Origin of the sequence: Romboutsia sp. D33t1_170424_H2 (genome assembly GCF_015669105.1) — a bacterium.
Taxonomy (GTDB): domain Bacteria; phylum Bacillota; class Clostridia; order Peptostreptococcales; family Peptostreptococcaceae; genus Romboutsia_C; species Romboutsia_C hominis.
Window position 1 is genome coordinate 224,884 of the sequence record NZ_JADOZQ010000002.1, and the last position, 19,827, is coordinate 244,710.

The 19,827-nt window shown below is 29.1% G+C and carries 24 protein-coding genes; 23 read left to right on the forward strand and 1 reads right to left on the reverse strand.

Features of this window, described 5'->3' with window-relative positions:
- The first annotated feature begins 4 nt into the window (after positions 1 to 4).
- Both I4U66_RS04020 and I4U66_RS04025 read left to right on the forward strand, forming a co-directional pair.
- Positions 5 to 1,216 carry an electron transfer flavoprotein subunit alpha/FixB family protein gene (locus tag I4U66_RS04020; protein WP_195928515.1) on the forward strand — a complete coding sequence of 404 codons (1,212 nt, stop codon included), beginning with the start codon at positions 5 to 7 and terminating at the stop codon, positions 1,214 to 1,216.
- Between the two features lie 11 nt (positions 1,217 to 1,227).
- Positions 1,228 to 2,619 carry an FAD-binding oxidoreductase gene (locus I4U66_RS04025; RefSeq protein ID WP_092924396.1) on the forward strand — a complete coding sequence of 464 codons (1,392 nt, stop codon included), beginning with the start codon at positions 1,228 to 1,230 and terminating at the stop codon, positions 2,617 to 2,619.
- A 57-nt stretch (positions 2,620 to 2,676) separates the two neighbouring features.
- Here I4U66_RS04025 and I4U66_RS04030 read toward each other — a convergent pair whose 3' ends face one another.
- A complete protein-coding gene (locus I4U66_RS04030; protein WP_092924398.1) occupies positions 2,677 to 3,957 on the reverse strand; it encodes a nucleotidyltransferase in 1,281 nt (426 codons plus the stop codon).
- A gap of 402 nt (positions 3,958 to 4,359) precedes the next feature.
- Here I4U66_RS04030 and I4U66_RS04035 point away from each other — a divergent pair, with 402 nt between their 5' ends.
- From I4U66_RS04035 to I4U66_RS04135, 21 genes are all read left to right on the forward strand, one after another.
- Complete coding sequence (locus tag I4U66_RS04035; protein WP_092924400.1) at positions 4,360 to 5,556, forward strand: acetate/propionate family kinase; 1,197 nt, start codon at positions 4,360 to 4,362, stop codon at positions 5,554 to 5,556.
- Positions 5,557 to 5,705: 149 nt separating this feature from the next.
- Complete coding sequence (locus I4U66_RS04040) at positions 5,706 to 6,233, forward strand: YceD family protein (RefSeq protein WP_092924402.1); 528 nt, start codon at positions 5,706 to 5,708, stop codon at positions 6,231 to 6,233.
- Between the two features lie 13 nt (positions 6,234 to 6,246).
- Complete coding sequence (gene rpmF / locus I4U66_RS04045) at positions 6,247 to 6,423, forward strand: 50S ribosomal protein L32 (RefSeq protein ID WP_071119670.1); 177 nt, start codon at positions 6,247 to 6,249, stop codon at positions 6,421 to 6,423.
- 145 nt (positions 6,424 to 6,568) lie between these two features.
- Positions 6,569 to 7,126, forward strand: coding sequence for a transcription factor FapR (gene fapR, locus I4U66_RS04050; RefSeq protein ID WP_092924404.1), 558 nt, complete (start codon positions 6,569 to 6,571; stop codon positions 7,124 to 7,126).
- Between the two features lie 11 nt (positions 7,127 to 7,137).
- Entirely contained in the window at positions 7,138 to 8,145 is a 1,008-nt protein-coding gene (gene plsX, locus I4U66_RS04055) for a phosphate acyltransferase PlsX (protein WP_092924406.1), read from the forward strand.
- Between the two features lie 30 nt (positions 8,146 to 8,175).
- The gene (locus I4U66_RS04060; RefSeq protein WP_092924408.1) at positions 8,176 to 9,162 is read left to right on the forward strand and encodes a beta-ketoacyl-ACP synthase III; all 987 of its coding nucleotides are present in this window, start codon (positions 8,176 to 8,178) and stop codon (positions 9,160 to 9,162) included.
- Between the two features lie 10 nt (positions 9,163 to 9,172).
- On the forward strand, positions 9,173 to 10,102 hold the full coding sequence (gene fabK, locus I4U66_RS04065) for an enoyl-[acyl-carrier-protein] reductase FabK (protein ID WP_092924410.1): 930 nt from the start codon (positions 9,173 to 9,175) through the stop codon (positions 10,100 to 10,102).
- A 15-nt stretch (positions 10,103 to 10,117) separates the two neighbouring features.
- Positions 10,118 to 11,074 carry an ACP S-malonyltransferase gene (gene fabD, locus I4U66_RS04070; protein WP_166505856.1) on the forward strand — a complete coding sequence of 319 codons (957 nt, stop codon included), beginning with the start codon at positions 10,118 to 10,120 and terminating at the stop codon, positions 11,072 to 11,074.
- Positions 11,068 to 11,817 (forward strand): 3-oxoacyl-[acyl-carrier-protein] reductase, encoded by a 750-nt coding sequence (fabG, locus tag I4U66_RS04075; protein WP_166505855.1) that lies wholly within the window; start codon positions 11,068 to 11,070, stop codon positions 11,815 to 11,817. The genes fabD and fabG overlap by 7 nt, the downstream gene beginning before the upstream one ends.
- A 183-nt stretch (positions 11,818 to 12,000) precedes the next feature.
- Positions 12,001 to 12,225, forward strand: a complete 225-nt coding sequence (gene acpP, locus I4U66_RS04080) for an acyl carrier protein (protein ID WP_092924416.1) — start codon at positions 12,001 to 12,003, stop codon at positions 12,223 to 12,225.
- Between the two features lie 15 nt (positions 12,226 to 12,240).
- Positions 12,241 to 13,476 (forward strand): beta-ketoacyl-ACP synthase II, encoded by a 1,236-nt coding sequence (gene fabF, locus I4U66_RS04085; RefSeq protein WP_195928516.1) that lies wholly within the window; start codon positions 12,241 to 12,243, stop codon positions 13,474 to 13,476.
- Between the two features lie 215 nt (positions 13,477 to 13,691).
- On the forward strand, positions 13,692 to 14,120 hold the full coding sequence (locus I4U66_RS04090; RefSeq protein ID WP_092924420.1) for a hypothetical protein: 429 nt from the start codon (positions 13,692 to 13,694) through the stop codon (positions 14,118 to 14,120).
- Between the two features lie 87 nt (positions 14,121 to 14,207).
- Positions 14,208 to 15,176: a stage III sporulation protein AA gene (spoIIIAA, locus tag I4U66_RS04095; protein ID WP_092924422.1), complete on the forward strand. Its 969-nt coding sequence runs from the start codon at positions 14,208 to 14,210 to the stop codon at positions 15,174 to 15,176.
- Positions 15,166 to 15,687 carry a stage III sporulation protein AB gene (locus tag I4U66_RS04100; protein WP_166505852.1) on the forward strand — a complete coding sequence of 174 codons (522 nt, stop codon included), beginning with the start codon at positions 15,166 to 15,168 and terminating at the stop codon, positions 15,685 to 15,687. The genes spoIIIAA and I4U66_RS04100 overlap by 11 nt, the downstream gene beginning before the upstream one ends.
- Before the next feature lie 10 nt (positions 15,688 to 15,697).
- A complete protein-coding gene (locus I4U66_RS04105) occupies positions 15,698 to 15,895 on the forward strand; it encodes a SpoIIIAC/SpoIIIAD family protein (protein ID WP_092924426.1) in 198 nt (65 codons plus the stop codon).
- Between the two features lie 15 nt (positions 15,896 to 15,910).
- A complete protein-coding gene (gene spoIIIAD / locus I4U66_RS04110) occupies positions 15,911 to 16,297 on the forward strand; it encodes a stage III sporulation protein AD (RefSeq protein ID WP_166505851.1) in 387 nt (128 codons plus the stop codon).
- Positions 16,298 to 16,311: 14 nt separating this feature from the next.
- Positions 16,312 to 17,499 (forward strand): stage III sporulation protein AE, encoded by a 1,188-nt coding sequence (gene spoIIIAE / locus I4U66_RS04115; protein ID WP_166505850.1) that lies wholly within the window; start codon positions 16,312 to 16,314, stop codon positions 17,497 to 17,499.
- A gap of 10 nt (positions 17,500 to 17,509) precedes the next feature.
- On the forward strand, positions 17,510 to 18,076 hold the full coding sequence (locus I4U66_RS04120) for a stage III sporulation protein AF (protein ID WP_092924432.1): 567 nt from the start codon (positions 17,510 to 17,512) through the stop codon (positions 18,074 to 18,076).
- Between the two features lie 14 nt (positions 18,077 to 18,090).
- The gene (locus I4U66_RS04125) at positions 18,091 to 18,636 is read left to right on the forward strand and encodes a stage III sporulation protein AG (protein ID WP_092924434.1); all 546 of its coding nucleotides are present in this window, start codon (positions 18,091 to 18,093) and stop codon (positions 18,634 to 18,636) included.
- A 25-nt stretch (positions 18,637 to 18,661) separates the two neighbouring features.
- Positions 18,662 to 19,312 (forward strand): SpoIIIAH-like family protein, encoded by a 651-nt coding sequence (locus I4U66_RS04130; RefSeq protein ID WP_092924436.1) that lies wholly within the window; start codon positions 18,662 to 18,664, stop codon positions 19,310 to 19,312.
- 142 nt (positions 19,313 to 19,454) lie between these two features.
- Positions 19,455 to 19,817, forward strand: a complete 363-nt coding sequence (locus I4U66_RS04135; protein ID WP_092924438.1) for an Asp23/Gls24 family envelope stress response protein — start codon at positions 19,455 to 19,457, stop codon at positions 19,815 to 19,817.
- The last annotated feature ends 10 nt before the right edge of the window (positions 19,818 to 19,827 follow it).

The window sequence follows — 19,827 nt, forward strand, 5'->3', positions numbered from 1 at the left end:
TTATATGGCTAAAATAGTAATAAATCAAGAGAAAATAGATAATATAGATGAAGTTTTAAAATTGTGTCCATTTAATGCCATAGAATTAATTGACCAAAAAATAGAAATAAATTCAGCTTGTAAAATGTGTAAGATTTGTGTTAAAAAGGGACCAAAAGGAGCTTTTGAATTTGTAGAAAATCTAAAAAAAGAGATAAAAAAGGAGGAATGGAAAGGAATAGCTGTATATGTAGACCACCATGAAGGAGATATACATCCTGTAACTTATGAACTTATAGGTAAGGCTCGTGAAATGGCTAAGAAAGTAAATCATCCAGTATATTGTGTATTTGTAGGTAAAGATATAAAAGATAAATGTGATAAATTAATATCTTATGGAGTAGATGAAGTATTTGTTTATGATAATCCAGAATTTGAACATTTTAGAATAGAGCCATACTCTAGAGCAGTTGAAGATTTTATAAATAATATAAAACCTACGATAATGTTAGTAGGGGGAACTACACTTGGAAGATCTTTAGCACCAAGACTTGCGGCTAGATTTAAAACGGGGCTTACGGCAGATTGTACAATACTTGATATTCAAGAAAATACAGATTTAGATCAAATAAGACCAGCATTTGGAGGAAATATAATGGCTCATATTCATACTCCAAATAATAGACCACAGTTTGCTACAGTAAGATATAAAATATTCTCAGCACCAGAAGAAGTTGAAAGTCCAAATGGAAAGATAACATTATGTAGTATTAGTAAGGAAAAATTAGTATCAAATATAAATGTATTAGATAGTAAACCTAAAACGAAAGAGGTAGGTCTTGAAGAAGCAGAAGTTATAGTAGTTGCAAGTAGGGCTATTAAAAAGCAAGATGATATGGATATGATATATAAATTAGCAGATAGACTAGGAGCACAAGTTGCAGGAACAAGACCATTAATAGAAGCTGGATGGATAGACCCAAGAAGACAAATAGGTCTTAGTGGAAGAACTGTAAAACCTAAACTTATAATTACGTGTGGGGTATCTGGGGCTGTTCAGTTTGTAGCAGGTATGCAAGGTTCTGATTACATAGTAGCAATAAATAAAGATGAAAAAGCACCGATATTTGATGTTGCTCATTTAGCATTAGTAGGTGATATATATGAGATTGTTCCTAAATTAATAGAAAAAATAGAACAAAAGCAATTAGAAGTGGCATTATCCGTAGAAGAATAGGGGGAATAGCTATGTATAAAAAAATAGATAATGATGATATTAGATTTTTAATAGATATTTGTGGAGAAGAAGAAGTCTTTGCAGGCGAAGATATAAGTGAAGATTTTTCACATGATGAATTAGGAGGAGTGGAAAAATATCCAGAAGTACTTGTTAATGTATATAATACAGAACAAGTATCTAAAATAATGAAATATGCCTATAAAAATAATATACCTGTAACACCAAGAGGACAAGGAACAGGGCTTGTTGGTGCTTCTGTAGCAATTCATGGTGGTATAATGATTAATTTAAGCAAAATGAATAAAATATTAGAATTAGATGAAGAAAATTTAACATTAACAGTAGAGCCAGGAGTGCTTTTGATGACTATAGGACAATATGTTCAAGAAAGAGATTTATTTTATCCGCCAGATCCAGGTGAAAAAAGTGCCACAATAGGTGGAAATATAAACACTAATGCAGGGGGAATGAGAGCTGTTAAATATGGAGTTACAAGAGACTATGTAAGAGGACTTGAAGTTGTACTTCCTAATGGTGATATTGTCAATATAGGAGGAAAAGTAGTAAAAAATAGTTCTGGATATAGTATAAAAGATTTGATTGTAGGTTCAGAAGGTACATTAGGAATAGTAACAAAGGCAATACTTAAACTTTTACCTCTTCCTAAAAAAGATATAAGTTTATTAATTCCTTTTAAAGACTTACCGACAGCAATAGAAACTGTACCTAAAATAATAAAATCAAAGTCAATACCAACAGCGATAGAATTTATGGAAAGAGATGTAATACTTGCAGCAGAAGAATTTTTAGGAAAGTCTTTCCCTGATAATACTTCAGATGCGTATCTACTATTAAAATTTGATGGAAATAGTAAAGAAGATATAGAAAAAGAATATGAAAAAGTTGCCCACTTATGCTTAAAAAATGGGGCATATGATGTATTTATATCTGATACACAGGAAAGAAATGAATCTATATGGTCAGCAAGAGGAGCATTTTTAGAAGCTATAAAAGCATCTACAACAGAAATGGACGAATGTGATGTTGTAGTACCTAGAGATAAAGTTGCTGATTTTATAAGATATACTCATGATTTACAAAAAGAATTAAATGTAAGAATAAAGAGTTTTGGGCATGCAGGAGACGGTAATCTTCATGTTTATACATTAAGAGATGGTATGGATGATGAAACTTGGAAGTTAAAATTAAAAGAAAGCTTTGATTGTATGTATGAAAAATCAAGAGAACTTAGAGGGCAAGTCTCAGGAGAACATGGAATAGGCTATGCTAAAAAAGAATATTTACATGAATCTCAAAGTGAGTCTTATATGGATCTTATAAAAAGTATAAAAACTGCTTTTGATCATAAAAATATATTAAATCCAAGTAAAATATACTAATTTAAACTAAATAAAAAAGCGCAGAATAAACTGTGCTTTTTTATTTGTAAATAGATTTTAATTTTTATTATTTTTAATGTAAATAGGAGATATATAATAATCCATAGGACCCTTTAATAAATCAGGATTGTTTTTATAGTAAATTAAATTATATATGTTACTCGATCTTATATCATAATCAAGCAAAGTCTTAAATAATTTATCATTCATAGAAAATGACGCTTTAGATAATTTATTTACTATATTTACTTCAGAAGTTTTCTTAATAGCTTTTAATATTTCCCGACCTCTATCGTTAAAAGCTAGAACTCTTATATAAGGAACGGCATTTATATCTTTAACGTAACTTATATCTTCTTTAGTTATTCCAAGTAGTATATTATTAAGAGTTCTTTTTATTTTAGTTAATGTATATCTTTTGCTTTTTATAGATAAGTGAAGTTCATCAAGAGAATTAGACCTAAATATATTTTGGTATATTTTATTTTCTATTCCTTCGTTAACTTCAAAATATTTATCTAATATACTAATATCTCTAGCTACAATAGATTTTATAATATCAAAGTAAGCTTCATCAAACATAGGTAAAAAATTATTATTAATTTTTTCATTAAGTATATTATAAGTTTGGCTAGGAACTACATTACTTATAAGTGATAAATCATTGTAATCTTTTAAAGATTTTCTTATGGCAGTAGCAGAACAAATACTACTAGTTATATTTTCAGAGTTGTATGAAGCTTGTACTCTAGAAATCGTAAAAGGTTTTATATTACTATTTAATTTTAGTAGACATTTTATGTATTCTAGACCTAAAATGTTATTAGAGGAATTTAATACATTTAAAAGTTTATCTTTTGATATATCTATCAAATTATGTTTAGATATATAGTCAAATAAAGACATGCTACGTGCACTAGGATAAAGCATACCTTCATCTAAGTATTTTTTTAGATTTACTTTAAATTCATTTGGCTCATCAACTAGTATTTTAGCTATAGTATACAAAACATCAATACTTCCTTCTTCGCTACCAAAACAAATTGAATCTATACAATTTAATGAATTTAAAGTTGTTATTGCACCGTGGGCAAATATTTCAGCAGACTGACAAGCATATAAAGTAGGAAGTTCAAGAACTAAATCTACACCATTTTCAACTGCGATAGAAGCTCTAGTATATTTATCAAATAAGGCTGGTTCACCTCTTTGTAAAAAATTTCCGCTCATAATAGCGACTGTGTGAGTAGCTTTTGTTAGCTGTCTAGATTTATTTAAATGGTGTAAATGTCCATTGTGAAATGGATTGTACTCAACTATTACTCCAAGTATATTCATAATGATTCTCCTTGTGTTAATATTATAATAGAGTAATTACAATATATGTAGAAATATAACTATATTGTAAAAAATAATTTAAATAATATATTATAATATTATAACAAATAGAGAAAAATAATCTATGTTAAGTAAAAATATTAAAATGAAGTAAATATATAAATATAAAATATATTAAATAAAGTCAATATACTATTTATATATAATAAAACTTATGTTTTTAATTTATGAACTAAATTTAATAAATTTTCAAATAAATAGATAATGTACTGTACTTTTATAATAAAAAGTGATATATTAATTAGTGTTAAAGAATGTTTACTGTATACAAAAAGTAAATTGTAAATGTTAGCCTAAAAGGCTTTTTACATATTATTCATAAAATTTTAAGGAGGTATACTAATGAAAGTATTAGTATTAAACTGTGGTAGTTCTTCATTAAAATATCAATTAATAGATATGTCAAATGAAGAAGTTTTATGTATAGGATTAGTTGAAAGAATAGGTATAGAAGGTTCTATACTTAAGCAAGAAAAAGATGGTGTTGAAGGTAAATTAATAATAGAACAACCAATGAAAAACCATCAAGATGCTATAAAGTTAGTATTAGACGGTGTTGTTGATGCTAAATTCGGTGGAGTTAAAGAAATAAGCGAAGTTGAAGCTGTAGGACACAGAGTAGTTCACGGTGGAGAAAAGTTCGCTGGTTCAGTTAAGATAACTGACGAAGTTATGGTTGCATTAGAAGAGTGTGTAGAATTAGCACCACTTCACAACCCAGCTAACATAATGGGTATAAAAGCTTGTGAAGAAATACTTCCAGGTGTACCAATGGTAGGAGTATTTGATACTGCTTTCCACCAAACTATGCCTAAAAAATCTTACTTATACGGATTACCTCATGAATTATACACTAAGTACGGTGTAAGAAGATACGGATTCCACGGAACTTCTCACAAGTATGTATCTCAAAGAGCTGCTGCAATGCTTGGAAAGAACATAGAAGACGTTAAGATAATAACTTGTCACTTAGGAAATGGAGCTTCTATAGCTGCTGTTGATGGTGGTAAGTGTGTTGATACATCTATGGGATTCACTCCACTTGAAGGATTAATAATGGGAACTAGATGTGGAGATATAGATGCTGCTATATTACCATTCTTAATGGAAAAAGAAGGATTAGATGCTAAAGGATTATCTGATTTAATGAACAAAAAGTCAGGTGTATACGGAATGACTGGTATATCTAGTGACTTTAGAGATATAGAAGGAGCTGCTTCAAACGGTGATGAAAAAGCTCAAGTTGCTTTAGATGCATACGTTCAAAGAGTTCAAAAATACATAGGAGCTTATGCTGCAGAAATGAACGGAGTTGATGCTGTTGTATTTACTGCTGGTGTTGGTGAAAATGGTATAGAAATAAGAGAATCAATAGCTTCTAACATGGAATTCTTAGGAATGAACTTAGATAAAGAAGCTAACAAAGTTAGAGGAAAAGAAAGAGTAATATCTACAGAAGACTCTAGAGTTAAGATATTATTAATACCAACTAACGAAGAGTTAATGATAGCAAGAGATACTGTTGCATTAGTAAAATAATTGTAATAGGTTATAATATATTTAAGGTAGGTTAAAGCCTACCTTAAACTATGTCTTACAACATTTTCAAAATATCTATCAAGTAAAAATACTTGACAAACATCTACTAAATTTGTATAATAAATTGGTAGTGGATTGAGGTGAATACAATGCAAATCAGTCTAGATAAATTAATAAGAAGAGAAACTGACAAATTAGACTTGAATTTTTCTCAAAAAGTTGATACTATTAGTTATTGTGATAACAACTATAAGTTAGTTTCACCAATAAATTTAAATGGTAAAATATCATCTACTAAAAATGGATTATACCTAGATGTAGATGTAGATTTTACAATTCTTGATCAATGTTCAAGATGCTTAGAAGATGTCGAAGTACCAATAGAATACTCTATAAATGGTTTTTTAGTAAAAGAAGACTATGATGAAGATAGTTTTGAAGATGATGATGCATTCATCTATGATGGACAAGTTGTAGATATTATAGAACTTATACAACAAACATTAGACTTTAAAATACCACCAAGAGTTCTTTGTGATGAAGATTGTATGGGACTTTGTCAAGGATGCGGAGCAAATCTTAATAAAGAAAATTGTTCTTGCACTGAAACTGCGAACGACGAGGAGAATATTGATCCCCGTTTTGCTAAATTAAAAGATATATTTAAAAACGACTAAGGAGGTGGCGTAAATGGCAGTACCAAAGCGTAAAACATCTAAATCAAAAACTAAAATGAGAAGAGCAGCTAACTCTAAAATGGTAGCAACTGGATTTGTAAGTTGCCCACAATGTCATGAGCCAAAATTACCACATAGAGTATGTCCAGACTGTGGATATTATAAAGGTAAAGAAGTTGTATCTGAATAATAACTTCTAAAAACATGTAGATTACTCTACATGTTTTTTTTGTTTAAACAAAAAATAATAAAAAAGTATTGATAATTTTATTGTGATACTATATACTACTATTAGTAGCTGGTACTAATTACAGCTATAAAAACTTGGAGGTAATATGAAAAAGAAAAGTAAAGCCCAAAGACAAAAGGAATTAATAGAAATGTTACAGGCTGACCCTTTTTATACAGACGAAGAGTTAGCTAGTCTATTTGAAGTTAGTATTCAAACTATAAGGCTAGATAGAATGAGTCTGAATATACCTGAACTTAGAGAGAGAGTAAAAAATATTGCAGAAGCAGAAAGTTCAAAGGTAAAAACTCTTGGGATTAAAGAAATTACAGGAGAAATAATCGATTTATCAGTAGGGAAATTAGGAATATCTATGCTAGAAATTACAGAAGATATGCTCTATTCTAAAACTAATACTTTAAAGGATACATATATATTTTCTATGGCAGACTCATTAGCAATGGCTATAGTAGATGCACCAAAAGTAATAATGAGGTTTGCAAATGTTAAATGTTTGAAATTAATAGAACAAAAGGATAGACTTATAGCAAAGGCTGAAATTTACAAAAATGTAGGTACAAAGCATTATGTCAAAGTTGTCATTAATAATAAAGCACAAGAACAAATATTTAGAGGAAAATTTATATTTGAAGAATTAGATTAGGAGGAGAAGGTATGAGAATAGTAATTGATGGTATGGGTGGAGATAATGCACCACAATCTAATGTAGAAGGTGCAGTTAATGCAATAAAAGAATATGGAATAAATATAGTAATAACTGGAAATAAAGAAATATTAGAAAAAGAATTCTCAAAATATGATTTTGATAAAGAAAAACTTGAAATAATTCATACAACAGAAATTATAGAAAATGAAGATAAGCCAGTAAAAGCTATAAGATCTAAAAAAGATTCATCAATGGTTGTTGCGCTTAGACTTGTAAAAGAAGGATATGCAGATGCGGTTATATCAGCGGGAAATACAGGAGCATTACTTGCTGGGGGATTATTTGTAGTAGGTAGAATTAAAGGTATAGATAGACCTTGTTTATGTCCAGCTATACCAAATGCTAAAAAAGGAATGACTCTTATAGCTGATGGTGGAGCTAATGCAGATTGCAAACCAAGAAACTTAGTAGAGTTTGCAGCTATGAGTAATATATATGCTAAAAAGGTTTTAGGTCTTTCTAATCCTAGGGTAGCCTTAGCTAATGTAGGAATAGAAGAAGGAAAAGGAAATGACTTAGTAAAAAAAGCTTATGAAGAATTAAAAAGTATAGACTTAAACTTTATAGGAAATGTAGAAGCAAGAGATGTAATAAATGATTATACAGATATAATTGTTTGTGATGGATTTACAGGTAACATACTTCTAAAATCAGCAGAAGGTGTTGCAATATCTGTAATGGGACTTTTAAAAGAAACATTCTTATCAAGTACAAAGGGTAAATTAGGAGCAATGCTTTTAAAAGATGACCTAAGAAAATTAAAATCATTTATGGATTATGCTGAATATGGAGGAGCACCTTTATTAGGAGTTAATGGAGGGGTTATAAAAGCACACGGTAGTTCAGATTCAAGAGCTATAAAAAATGCCATAAATCAAGGAATAAAATTTGCTAAAGGAAACGTGCTACAAGATATAAAAGATTTTGTAGTAGTTAATAAAGAAAGCGAAGAATAAAATAAACTCGTATGGAGGGTTAATTTATATATGAACAAAAAAGCTGGTATATTGGGCGTAGGAAGTTATCTACCCAAAAAGGTACTAAATAATTCTTACTTTGAAAAAATATTAGATACAAGTGATGAATGGATAAAAACTAGAACAGGAATAAGTGAAAGAAAAATAGCTGATGAAAATGAATCAACATCAGATTTATCTGTAAAGGCAGCGCTTAAAGCTATGGAATGTGCAAATTTACAAGCAAGTGAAATTGATCTTATAATAGTAGCAACTGCTACACCAGATATGGCATTTCCATCAACTGCATGCTTAGTACAAGAAAAAATAGGTGCAGTTAATGCTTGTGCTTTTGATATATCAGCTGCATGTTCAGGTTTTGTATATGGATTAACTATCGCTAAACAATTTATAGAAACTAACTGCTATAGAAACATCTTGGTAATAGGATCAGAAGTACTTTCAAGGGTTTTAGATTATACTGATAGAGGTACTTCTATCCTATTTGGAGATGGAGCAGGAGCAGTTATTATAGGTAAAGTAAATGATGGTGGAATACTATCTACTTACCTTGGTGCAGATGGAAGAGGTAAAGACTTCCTAAATATACCAGCTGGAGGATCTAGGCTTCCAGCTAGTAAAAGCACTGTAGAGGATAATCTTCACACTATAAAAATGGCAGGAAATGACGTATACAAATTTGCAGTTAGAATAATGGGAGATGCATCCATAAAGGCTATAGAAATGGCAGGTTTGGACACTAATGATATAGACTATCTTATACCACATCAAGCAAATATAAGAATAATAGAGGCATCGGCAAAAAGACTTAAGTTAAGTATGGATAAAGTTTATGTAAATTTACACAAATGCGGAAATATGTCTGCAGCATCAATCCCCGTTGCTATGGATGAAGCATACAGAAGCTCTAAAATCAAAAAGGGTGATAATATAGTCTTAGTTGGTTTTGGAGGAGGACTTACTTGGGGAGCTTCAGTTATTAAGTGGAGTATATAAGGAGGAAATGATGAATAAAATTTGTGAATTATTAAATATACAATATCCTATAATACAAGGCGGAATGGCATGGGTTGCTAATGCTAATTTAGCAAGTGCTGTTTCAAATGCAGGTGGATTAGGAATTATTGCAGGTGGTAATGCACCAAAGAAAATAATAAAAGAAGAAATAAGAAAATGCAAGGAGTTTACAGATAAGCCATTTGGTGTAAATGTAATGCTATTATCTCCATTTGCAGATGAAATAATAGATTTGGTAATAGAAGAAAATATACCTGTGATAACAACAGGAGCAGGTAACCCAGCAAAGTATATGGAAAAGCTCAAAAAAGCAAATGTAAAAGTTATACCAGTAGTTCCAACGATAGCATTAGCTCAAAGAATGGAAAAACTAGGGGCAGATGCAGTTATAGTTGAAGGAACAGAAGCTGGAGGGCACATAGGAGAATTAACTACTATGGTATTAACGCCGCAAGTTGCAGATGCAGTTAATATACCTGTTATAGCAGCAGGTGGTATAGCAGACGGAAGAGGCGTTGTTGCAGCACTTGCTTTAGGTGCTAAAGGAGTTCAAATAGGAACTAGATTTATATGTAGTGAAGAGTGTAGTGTTCATGAAAATTATAAGAATATGATTATAAAATCTAAGGATAGAGATGCTATAGTAACAGGAAGAAGTACAGGTCATCCTGTTAGGACTCTTAAAAATAAATTATCAAAAGAAGTCCTTAGTATGGAAAAAGAGGGAATAAATCCAGAAGAAATAGATAAAAAATGTGTAGGCTCTTTAAGAATGGCTACTATAGATGGGGACATTGAAAATGGATCGTTTATGGCTGGTCAAATAGCATCTATAGTAAAAGATATTAAGCCTTGTAAAAAAATTATAGGTGATATAGTCAACCAAGTTAAAGAGATAATGCCAAACATAGATTTATAAAGCAGGAGGTGGCTTATGGGTAAAATAGCATTAGTATTTCCAGGACAAGGAAGTCAGTATGTAGGTATGGCAAAAGATATATATGAAAATGATAATATAGCTAAAGAAGTTATAGATAAAGCTTGTGAAGCTTTAGACATGGATTTAAAACGTATAATGTTTGAAGGTGATGGTGAAACATTAGCTAAAACAGAAAATACTCAGCCAGCAATAGTTACTCATAGTATAGCTCTTTTAAAGTCATTAAATGAAAAAATAGACTTAAAATATGATGCATGTTTAGGATTATCATTAGGAGAGTATAGTGCATTAGTAGCTACAGATGCTATTGATTTTGATGATGCTGTTTCTTTAGTTAAAAAAAGAGGATCATTTATGCAAGAAGCTGTCCCAGTAGGCAAAGGAGCTATGGCTGCAATACTAGGGTTAGATAGAAATAAGCTAAAAAGCATAATAGATAATATAGATGATGGAGTTGTTGAAGTAGCAAACTATAATTCTCCAGGTCAAATAGTTATATCAGGAGAAAATAATAAGATAGATGAAGCTATAAGATTACTAAAAGAAAATGGAGCCAAAAGAGCTGTTAAGTTAAATGTTAGTGGTCCATTTCATTCATCAATGCTAAAAGAAGCAGGAATAAAATTATCTAAAGAGCTAAATAAAGTAAACATAAGAAAACCTAAGGTAAGTGTAGTATCAAATGTTAATGCAAAATACTATGAAGATGAAGGAAAGGATTTACTTATATCACAAGTTAGTTCTTCTGTACTTTGGGAAGATTCAATAGAAAAATTAATAAATGAAGGTTATGACACATTTATAGAAATAGGCCCAGGAAAAACCTTAAAAGGATTTATAAAGAAGATATCTTCAAATATAGATAAAAATGTAAATATTTATAATATAGAGAATATGGATTCTTTAGAAGAATTTGTAGAGATCTATAAGAATGGAGAGATAGTATGTTAAATCTGAAAAATAAAATAGCAGTAATAACAGGTGGGTCTAGAGGTATAGGAAAAGAGATTGCTAAAAAGCTTGCATATAATGGAGCTAATATAGTTATAAACTATACATCAAAAGAAGAAGAAGCATTAAAAACAAAAGAAGAGATAGAAAATTTAGGTGTAAAATGTATAGTTATAAAATGTGATGTATCAAAGTCTGAAGAAGTTAATGAAATGATAAATAAAACTATAAAAGAATTTGGTAGAGTTGATATACTAGTAAACAATGCAGGCATAACTAAAGATAACTTACTTATGAAAATGAAGGAAGAAGATTTTGACAAGGTAATAGATATAAATTTAAAAGGTGTATTTAATTGTACTAAGGCAGTTACTAGACCTATGATGAAAAATAAATATGGAAAAATAATAAATATATCATCTGTAGTAGGTGTAATAGGAAATGTAGGTCAAGCGAATTACTGTGCATCTAAGGCAGGAGTTATAGGATTTACAAAATCAACAGCAAGAGAACTTGCATCAAGAAATATAAATATAAATGCAGTAGCACCAGGATTTATAGATACTGATATGACAAAAGTATTAAGTGATGATATAAAAAATAGCATGTTAAGCACTATACCTAAAAAAGAATTTGGGAAACCAGAAGATGTAGCTAATGCAGTAGTATTTTTGGCAAGTGATATGTCTAGTTATATAACTGGTCAGGTTATAAACGTAGACGGTGGAATGGTAATGCAATAATAAAAACTTATAAATTTTGTTAATAAATTAAAAACTTTGTTATAAATCATTTGAAAATAGATTTAAATTAGTAGATAAGAAGTTATATGGTTAGTGATATTAGCAAAGTAAACTTTATGTATGTATAGTTGCAAAATAAAAAGATTGAAAATTTTGAAAAGTAAAAATTAGGAGGAAATAAAAATGTTTGAAAAAGTTGTAGAAATAATAAGAGAGCAATTAAGCGTAGAAGATAAGGAAATAACAATGGAGACTTCATTAATGAAGGACTTAGAAGCTGACTCATTAGATGCAGTAGAAATAATAATGGCTTTAGAAGATGAATTTGGAGTGGAAATACCAGATACAGAAGCAGAAAACTTCAAATCTATAGGAGACATAGTTAAATTTATAGAAGCTAATAAATAGTGGAGGTATTTCTCTATGAAAAAGAGAGTTGTAATAACTGGTTTAGGATGTGTTACACCTATTGGAAATAATAAAGAAGACTTTTGGAAAAATATAAAAGCTGGTGTTTGCGGAATTGATACTGTAACTAGATTTGATGCTAGTACTTTCCAAACTCAAATAGCAGGAGAAGTAAAAGATTTTAATCCAGAGGAATATATAAATAAAAAAGAAATAAAAAGATTAGATAAATTTACTCAATATGCTATAGCTGCATCAAAAATGGCAGTAGAAGATGCAAAACTAAACTTAGATTCTATAAATAAAGATCGTATGGGTGTAATAATAGGAACAGGAATAGGTGGAGTTGAAACTATAGAACAACAACATAAAACTCTTTTAGAAAAAGGAAATAAAAGAGTAAGTCCATTTTTAGTTCCTATGATGATAGGAAATATGGCATCAGGTCAAGTATCTATATTTTTAGGTGCTAAGGGACCAAATACAAATGTATGTACAGCTTGTGCATCAGGAACACATTCAATAGGAGATGCTTTTAAGATAGTACAAAGAGGCGATGCAGATATTATGGTGGCAGGAGGAAGTGAAGCTCCTATAACTCTGCTTGCATTTGCAGGATTTTGTAATATGAAGGCTATGTCGACTAGAAATGATGATCCAAAAGCTGCATCAAGACCATTTGATAAAGATAGAGATGGATTTATAATGGGAGAAGGTTCAGGAGTTTTAATACTAGAAGAATTAGAACATGCTTTAAAAAGAAATGCTAATATATATGCTGAAATTGTAGGATATGGATTAACAGCAGATGCGTACCATATGACGACACCGGCTGAAAACGGTGAAGGAGCAGCTCGTTCTATGGAAATGGCTCTAAAGGACGGAGATGTTCCTATAGAAGAAGTTGACTATATAAATGCACATGGAACATCTACTTACTACAATGACAAGCTTGAAACGCAAGCTATAAAAACAGTATTTAGAGAAAATGCATATGACTTATGCGTGTCATCAACAAAATCTATGACAGGACATTTATTAGGAGCAGCAGGTGGGATAGAAGCTATAGTTTGTGCTATGAGTATAAAAGATAACTTTATACCACCTACAGTAAATGTTCAAAATGTAGATGAAGAACTTGACCTAGATTATGTATTAGATAAAGGAAGAAATAAAGAAGTCAGATATGCATTATCAAATTCACTAGGGTTTGGTGGGCATAATGCATCTATAGTATTAAAGAAATATTAGTAAAATAGACTTTCTACAAACGTAGAAAGTCTATTTTTAATTATAAGGATTATTTACTTTACTTGTTTTTTTTGTAAGATATAAAAGTAAGTACTCAAAATCTTAATGTATCATAAATTAAATTAGTATAGAAAATATTTTGTATCTAAAGTTTTATATAAAAATATAAGGGTATAATTAAAAAGCTAGAATAATTGATGGAGATGAGACTTAATATGGAAAATTTAACACCAAGATGTTATAAGAAAAATCTACTATTAATAGCAGGAATAGTATGGATTTTAGCAGGAGGTATGGTTTTAAAACTTGGACTTGATGTATTTTTAAGTTTAAGAAGCAAAGTTATAATATCAATAATAGTATCTATAGTGATATTTTATATATTCTTTAATTTTATATTTAAAAAATTAGTTAATAAACATAGAGATAGGATAGCTGATAAAGATAAAGAAAAACTATGTATATTTTCATTCTTTGACACTAAAAGCTATATAATAATGGCTGTTATGATGACATTAGGTATAACTATTAGAGAAAGTTCATTTGTAAAACCAATATACTGGTCGCCAGTATATATAGGTATAGGAAGTGCATTATTTTTAGCAGGTATTTTATTTATAGTACAATGGAAAAGATGGAAATAGATAAGGAGTCTTATGACTTCTTTTTTTGTTGTCATAAATTTTATGTTTATTTAATAGAATTTATATATACAAAGGAGGAGGATAGTTATGTATGAACTTAGCAATGAAGTTATAAATTCACTAGCCATTAACGTAAGGGACAAAATTAAAAATATAATAAAAGATGGCATAAGTATAGAGGAGATAAGGCTACGCTGTAATAAACCACTTATCATAAACTCAAATAATAAGGACTATTTTTATAACATAAACTTGAACAAGCTTGAAACTAGCTATAATGATTCATACATAGTAACTAAGGATGATATAGAGCAAAGTTTTCAAATGATATGCAAATATTCAATACATTCTTTTATTGATGATATAAAAAAAGGATTTATAACATTAAGGGGAGGTCATAGAGTAGGTATTGTTGGAAAGGCAATAGTTGAAGATGGACAAGTTAAAAATATAAAGCATGTATCATCTTTAAATATAAGAGTATCAAAGGAAGTTATAGGATGTTCTGATAAAATTTTAAACCATATCATAAAAGGAAGCAATTCAGTAAATAACACTCTAATAATATCTCCACCTCAGTGTGGGAAAACAACTCTAGTAAGAGATATAGTAAGAAATTTAAGTAATGGAAATAAAGATTATGGATTTAAAGGTATAAAGGTTGCTTTAATAGATGAACGTAATGAAATAGGAGGATCATATCTTGGAATACCTCAAATGGATGTAGGTATAAGAACTGACATAATAGAAACTTGTCCTAAAGACATAGGAATAATAATGTTACTTAGATCTATGTCACCTAATTTAATAGTAACAGACGAAATAGGTAGTAAAGATGAAATAGATGCCTTATATACGGCTTTAAATAGTGGTGTTAGCTTAATAACCACGGTACATGGTGATTCTATAGAAGATATAAAAAATAGAAAAGAGTTAAACAGATTATTAGATAAAGAATTATTTAAAAAAGTAATTATACTTTCTGCTAAAAAAGGTCCAGGAACAATTGATAAAATATATGATTTAGAAGAAAAGAGATGGTATTTTGCAAATTAAAATTGTAATAATAGGTATTTTAGTAGCTTGTAGCTACTTAATAGGTGAATATATAAGCAAAGCTTATACAAATAGGCATAAACAAGTAAATGATCTCATAAAAATATTAGAGATAATGAGAATGGACTTGCACTTTGGTATGTATACCTTAGAAGAAATATTTGAAAGACTTTCATTAAAGAAAGAATATTTTACACATAAGTTTTTTATGCAGTTAAAATATGGACTTACAAATAATACTGAAAAAATATTAGAAGATATTTTAAACGACAATATAAGTATTTTAAAAAAAGAAACCTATTTACAAGATAAGGAGGTTGATGAAGTTAAAAAACTTATATTAGCTTTAGGTAAAAGTGATATAGAATCTCAAACTAGAATGATTGATTTATGTATAGAAAATTTAAAAGGCATAACTAATGAAACTAAAGAAGATATAAATAAAAAAGGTGCAGTTTATAAAAAATTATCTACAATTATAGGATTGGCTATAGGAATAATTTTGATATAGGAGGATTAGTATGGATATTTCACTAATATTTAAGTTAGGTATAGGAGCACTTTTAATAACAATAATTAATACTATATTAGATGCTTCAGGCAGAAAAGACTGGCAAATATATGTCACTGTAGTAGGAGTAGTTATGGCATTTACAATTGTATTAAAAGAGGTAAGTGTTTTATTTGATACAATAAAGACGATGTTCATGCTTTACTAAGTAGGGGGTGACACTTTGGAAATTATAAAACTTATTGGAGTCGCTATACTGGCAATGACTATTTGTTTAATTATAAGGCCTAAAAGACCAGAGATGGCAAATTTCATAGCAATAATTGCAGGGGTAACGATACTTTTATCTGTAATATTTAAGCTAAACTTTATAATTGAAAGCATACAGAACTTAGCTCAAAAAGCTAATATACCATCTGTATATATAACTTTAATAATAAAATTAATAGGGATAGCCTATCTTATGGAATTTGCAATACAACTTTGTAATGATTGTGGAGAAAAAAGTATAGCCTCTAAATTAGAATTTGGAGGAAAAGTAATAGTTATGACTATGTCTTTTCCAATACTCTTATCTATTGTAGAGATGATAATAAATATTATCCCGTAGGAGAATGATTACATATGAAAAAAAGCTTTTTAGCATCTATACTTACGATATTTATGATTATGGCATCTTTTTCTATAAGTTTTTCAAATGAAAATGATAAAGATGAAAACTATAATGAAACAAAGAAAAGTATAGATAATTATATAGATAGTCAATTAGAAAAAATAAACATAGGAGAAATAGAAAATTTTATACAGGATTCGGTAGTAGTAGAAGAGGTTGATTTAAAAGTATTTATAAAAGAGCTTATAAGTGGAGAAAAGAAAATAACAGATTTGTTTAATAAAGAATCTATAAAATATATGTTATTTGATGAATTTAAAGCAAGTCTAAAAGTAGCATCACTAATATTAGTACTAGCACTATTATCATCTTTACTTAAAAGTTTACAAAACTCTTTTTCATCGGGAGCAATAAGTCAGATAATTACTTATATAATATTTATAACAATAGTATCTCTTACGCTAGTCGGATTTAAAGATATACTATCAATATGTAATGATACTATAGATTCCACCGTAAATTTAATGAAAGTAATAATGCCTATACTTATAACATTATTGGTGCTTATAGGATTTCCTATTACATCAACAGTTTTAAACCCAATATTTATAGGTGGAGTTGCATTCATAAATATAATTTTTAAACAATTTTTATTCGTATCAATTTCTGTAGCATTTGCAATTCTAGTCGTAAATAATTTATCTCAAAGTATAAAACTAAAAAAACTATCATCTTTTATAAGACAAATAAATTTAGTTTCTATAGGAGCAATGTTTACCATATATTTAGGACTTGTATCTATGCAAGGCTTATATGTAAAAAATATAGATAATTTTACAGTTAAAACAGCTAAATTTGCCTTAGGAAACTTTATTCCAGTGGTAGGTAATTTTGTATCTGATTCAGTTGATATACTGCTCTCATCATCGCAGCTTATAAAAGGTGTATTTGGAGGAATTGGCCTTGTATTAATAGTTGGAATTTGTTTGGTTCCAGTTATAAAAATATTATCTGTAGTATTGGTTTATAAAATATCTGCTATAGTAGTAGAGCCTATAGGAGAAGAGAAAATATCAAGTTTTTTAAATGAAATAGCCAACTTAATGGTAGTAATGTTGGCTTGCATAATCGCAATTGCAATAATGTTTTTTGTTACAGTAGCAATAATAACTTCAATAAGTGTAGTAGCTCAAGGATAAGAGGTGGGTTATGTTAGAAGGTATAAAACAGTGGATTATAACTATACTAATAGGTGCTTTTATAGTAAATGTAGTTAATATGATTTTACCATCGTCTAAAATAAAACCATATATAAATTTAGTATTAAATTTCATATTTGTGTTTATAGTTTTAACTCCAATTATAAATATATTTTCATCTAATATTAGATTGGAGGACACTATTTTAAAGTCTATGGCTAAATATAATAAAGAATATGTAGATAGTATGAATAGTTTGGCAAATGAAACAGGTAAGGATAGCTTAAGTAAAGGATATGAAGATGGACTTAAAGAAGTCTTAAAGCTAAAGCTAGATGAGTATGGATATGAATTAGAAGACGTAGATATAAATGGATCTGATATAGAAAATATAAAAGTTAAAGAAAAAAGTAGTAATAAAAGTGGAAAAGAGGACATACAATCTAAAGAAAAAGAAAAAATAAAACAAGCTTTTAATGAAAGCGATGAAAGTCAAAAAGGAATAGATGAAGATAAACTAAAAGAGGACTTAATAGAGATACTAGATGTATCTATAGAAACTATAGAAATTGATTAATAGGAGTTGTGGGAATGTTTAAAAACCTAAATGAAAAAGATAAAAAAAAGATATACACATTATTATCTTTAGTAGTAGTTTGTGCAATAGCTCTTATCGCAATGCCAAGTTTATCACCAAAAGATAATAAAGAAAAAGAAGTAGTTAAAAAAAATGAACCAGAAACTACTAGCTCTTCAAATCAAGAAAAAAATTTAGAAAGTAAACTAAAGGAAATACTATCAAAAATAGAAGGAGCTGGGGAAGTAGATGTAATGATAACATTTGAGTCTAGTGAAGAAATTCAACCTGCATATAATTCAAACTCAACTACAGAAAAAACAGAAGAAAAAGATACTAAGGGAGGAGAAAGAACTATAACAACATCAAGTGATAATAAAACTATAATAACATCAGGTTCAAATGAACCAATAGTATTAAAAACTAATGAAGCAAGTATAAAAGGTGTAATAGTAGTATCAAGTGGGGCTAGTGACCCGACTGTTAAAGAAACACTTTATGATGCTGTACAAACTGCTCTTCAGGTAGCAGGGCATCAAGTAGAAGTATACACAAAGTAATAAATATTAAACTGGGGGGATAAAAATGAAGTTTGATTATAAGGGTAGAGGTTTTGTTGTAGTAAGTTTAGCAGCGATGTTAGTAGTAGTAGGAGCTGTGAATTATAAGTTAAGTGAAAAATCAGCTATAGAAACAGGTCAAGAGCTAAAAGCATATGAAGAAGCTCAAATAGAGAAAAACTCAGAAAAGAAATCTGAAAATAAAAAAGATAAAGAAGACGATGTAGAAGTCGTAGATAGTAAAAAAAGCGAAGTTAATGAAAAGGTAACTGAAACAAGTAAGGAGATAAAAAGTCAATTAACATCAGAAAAAAATATGAAAAAGTCTACATATATACTAGATATGAAAATGACTAGAGAAAAGCAAAGAAATGAATTAAGTGGACAATTAAACGAAATGATAAATAATCCATCTACTTCGGATAAAGCTAGAGAAGAAGCATCAAATATGAAGCTTAAATTAGTTAAAGACCAGGAAACTGAACTTAAAATAGAAAACTTATTAAGTACTAAAGGTTTTGAAAATGCACTAGTATATATAAGTGATGAAAGTGTAAATGTTGTAGTAAATGAGAAAAAATTTGAAAAGAAAGATGCAGCAAAAGTATTTGATTTAGTAGCAGAAGAAGCAAAAGTAGATTATGAAAATATAAAAATTATGAACAATGAAAATTAATATAAAACAAAAAATATACATATTAATATAAGGAAAACAATAACCTTAGAATTTAACTAAGGTTATTTCCTTGCAAAGTTTAATGGTATTTGGTATTATTATAGTTATAAAATAGTTCCTTATATAAGGGGGTAAGTTTATCATGGAAAATAATGATTTTGGACAAGTTAAAATATCTAATGATGTAATATCTACTATAGCAGGTCTTGCAGCATTAGAGATAGAAGGCGTTGAAACGAATACAACATTAACAGATAAATTATTTAAAAATAATGGTGTAAAAATACAAGTAGAAGAAGAGGAAGTTAGCTTAGATGTTATGGTTATGATAGAGTATGGTGTATCTATACCAGACATAGCTTTTAAAATTCAGGAAAATGTTAAAAACACTGTTGAGACAATGACAGGATTAAATGTTTCTCAAGTTAATATACATGTTCAAGGAATCAGCTTTAAGAAAGAAAAAGCTGAAAGAGAAGAAGCTAAGCAAGCTAAGAAAAGTTAATCAAACCCTC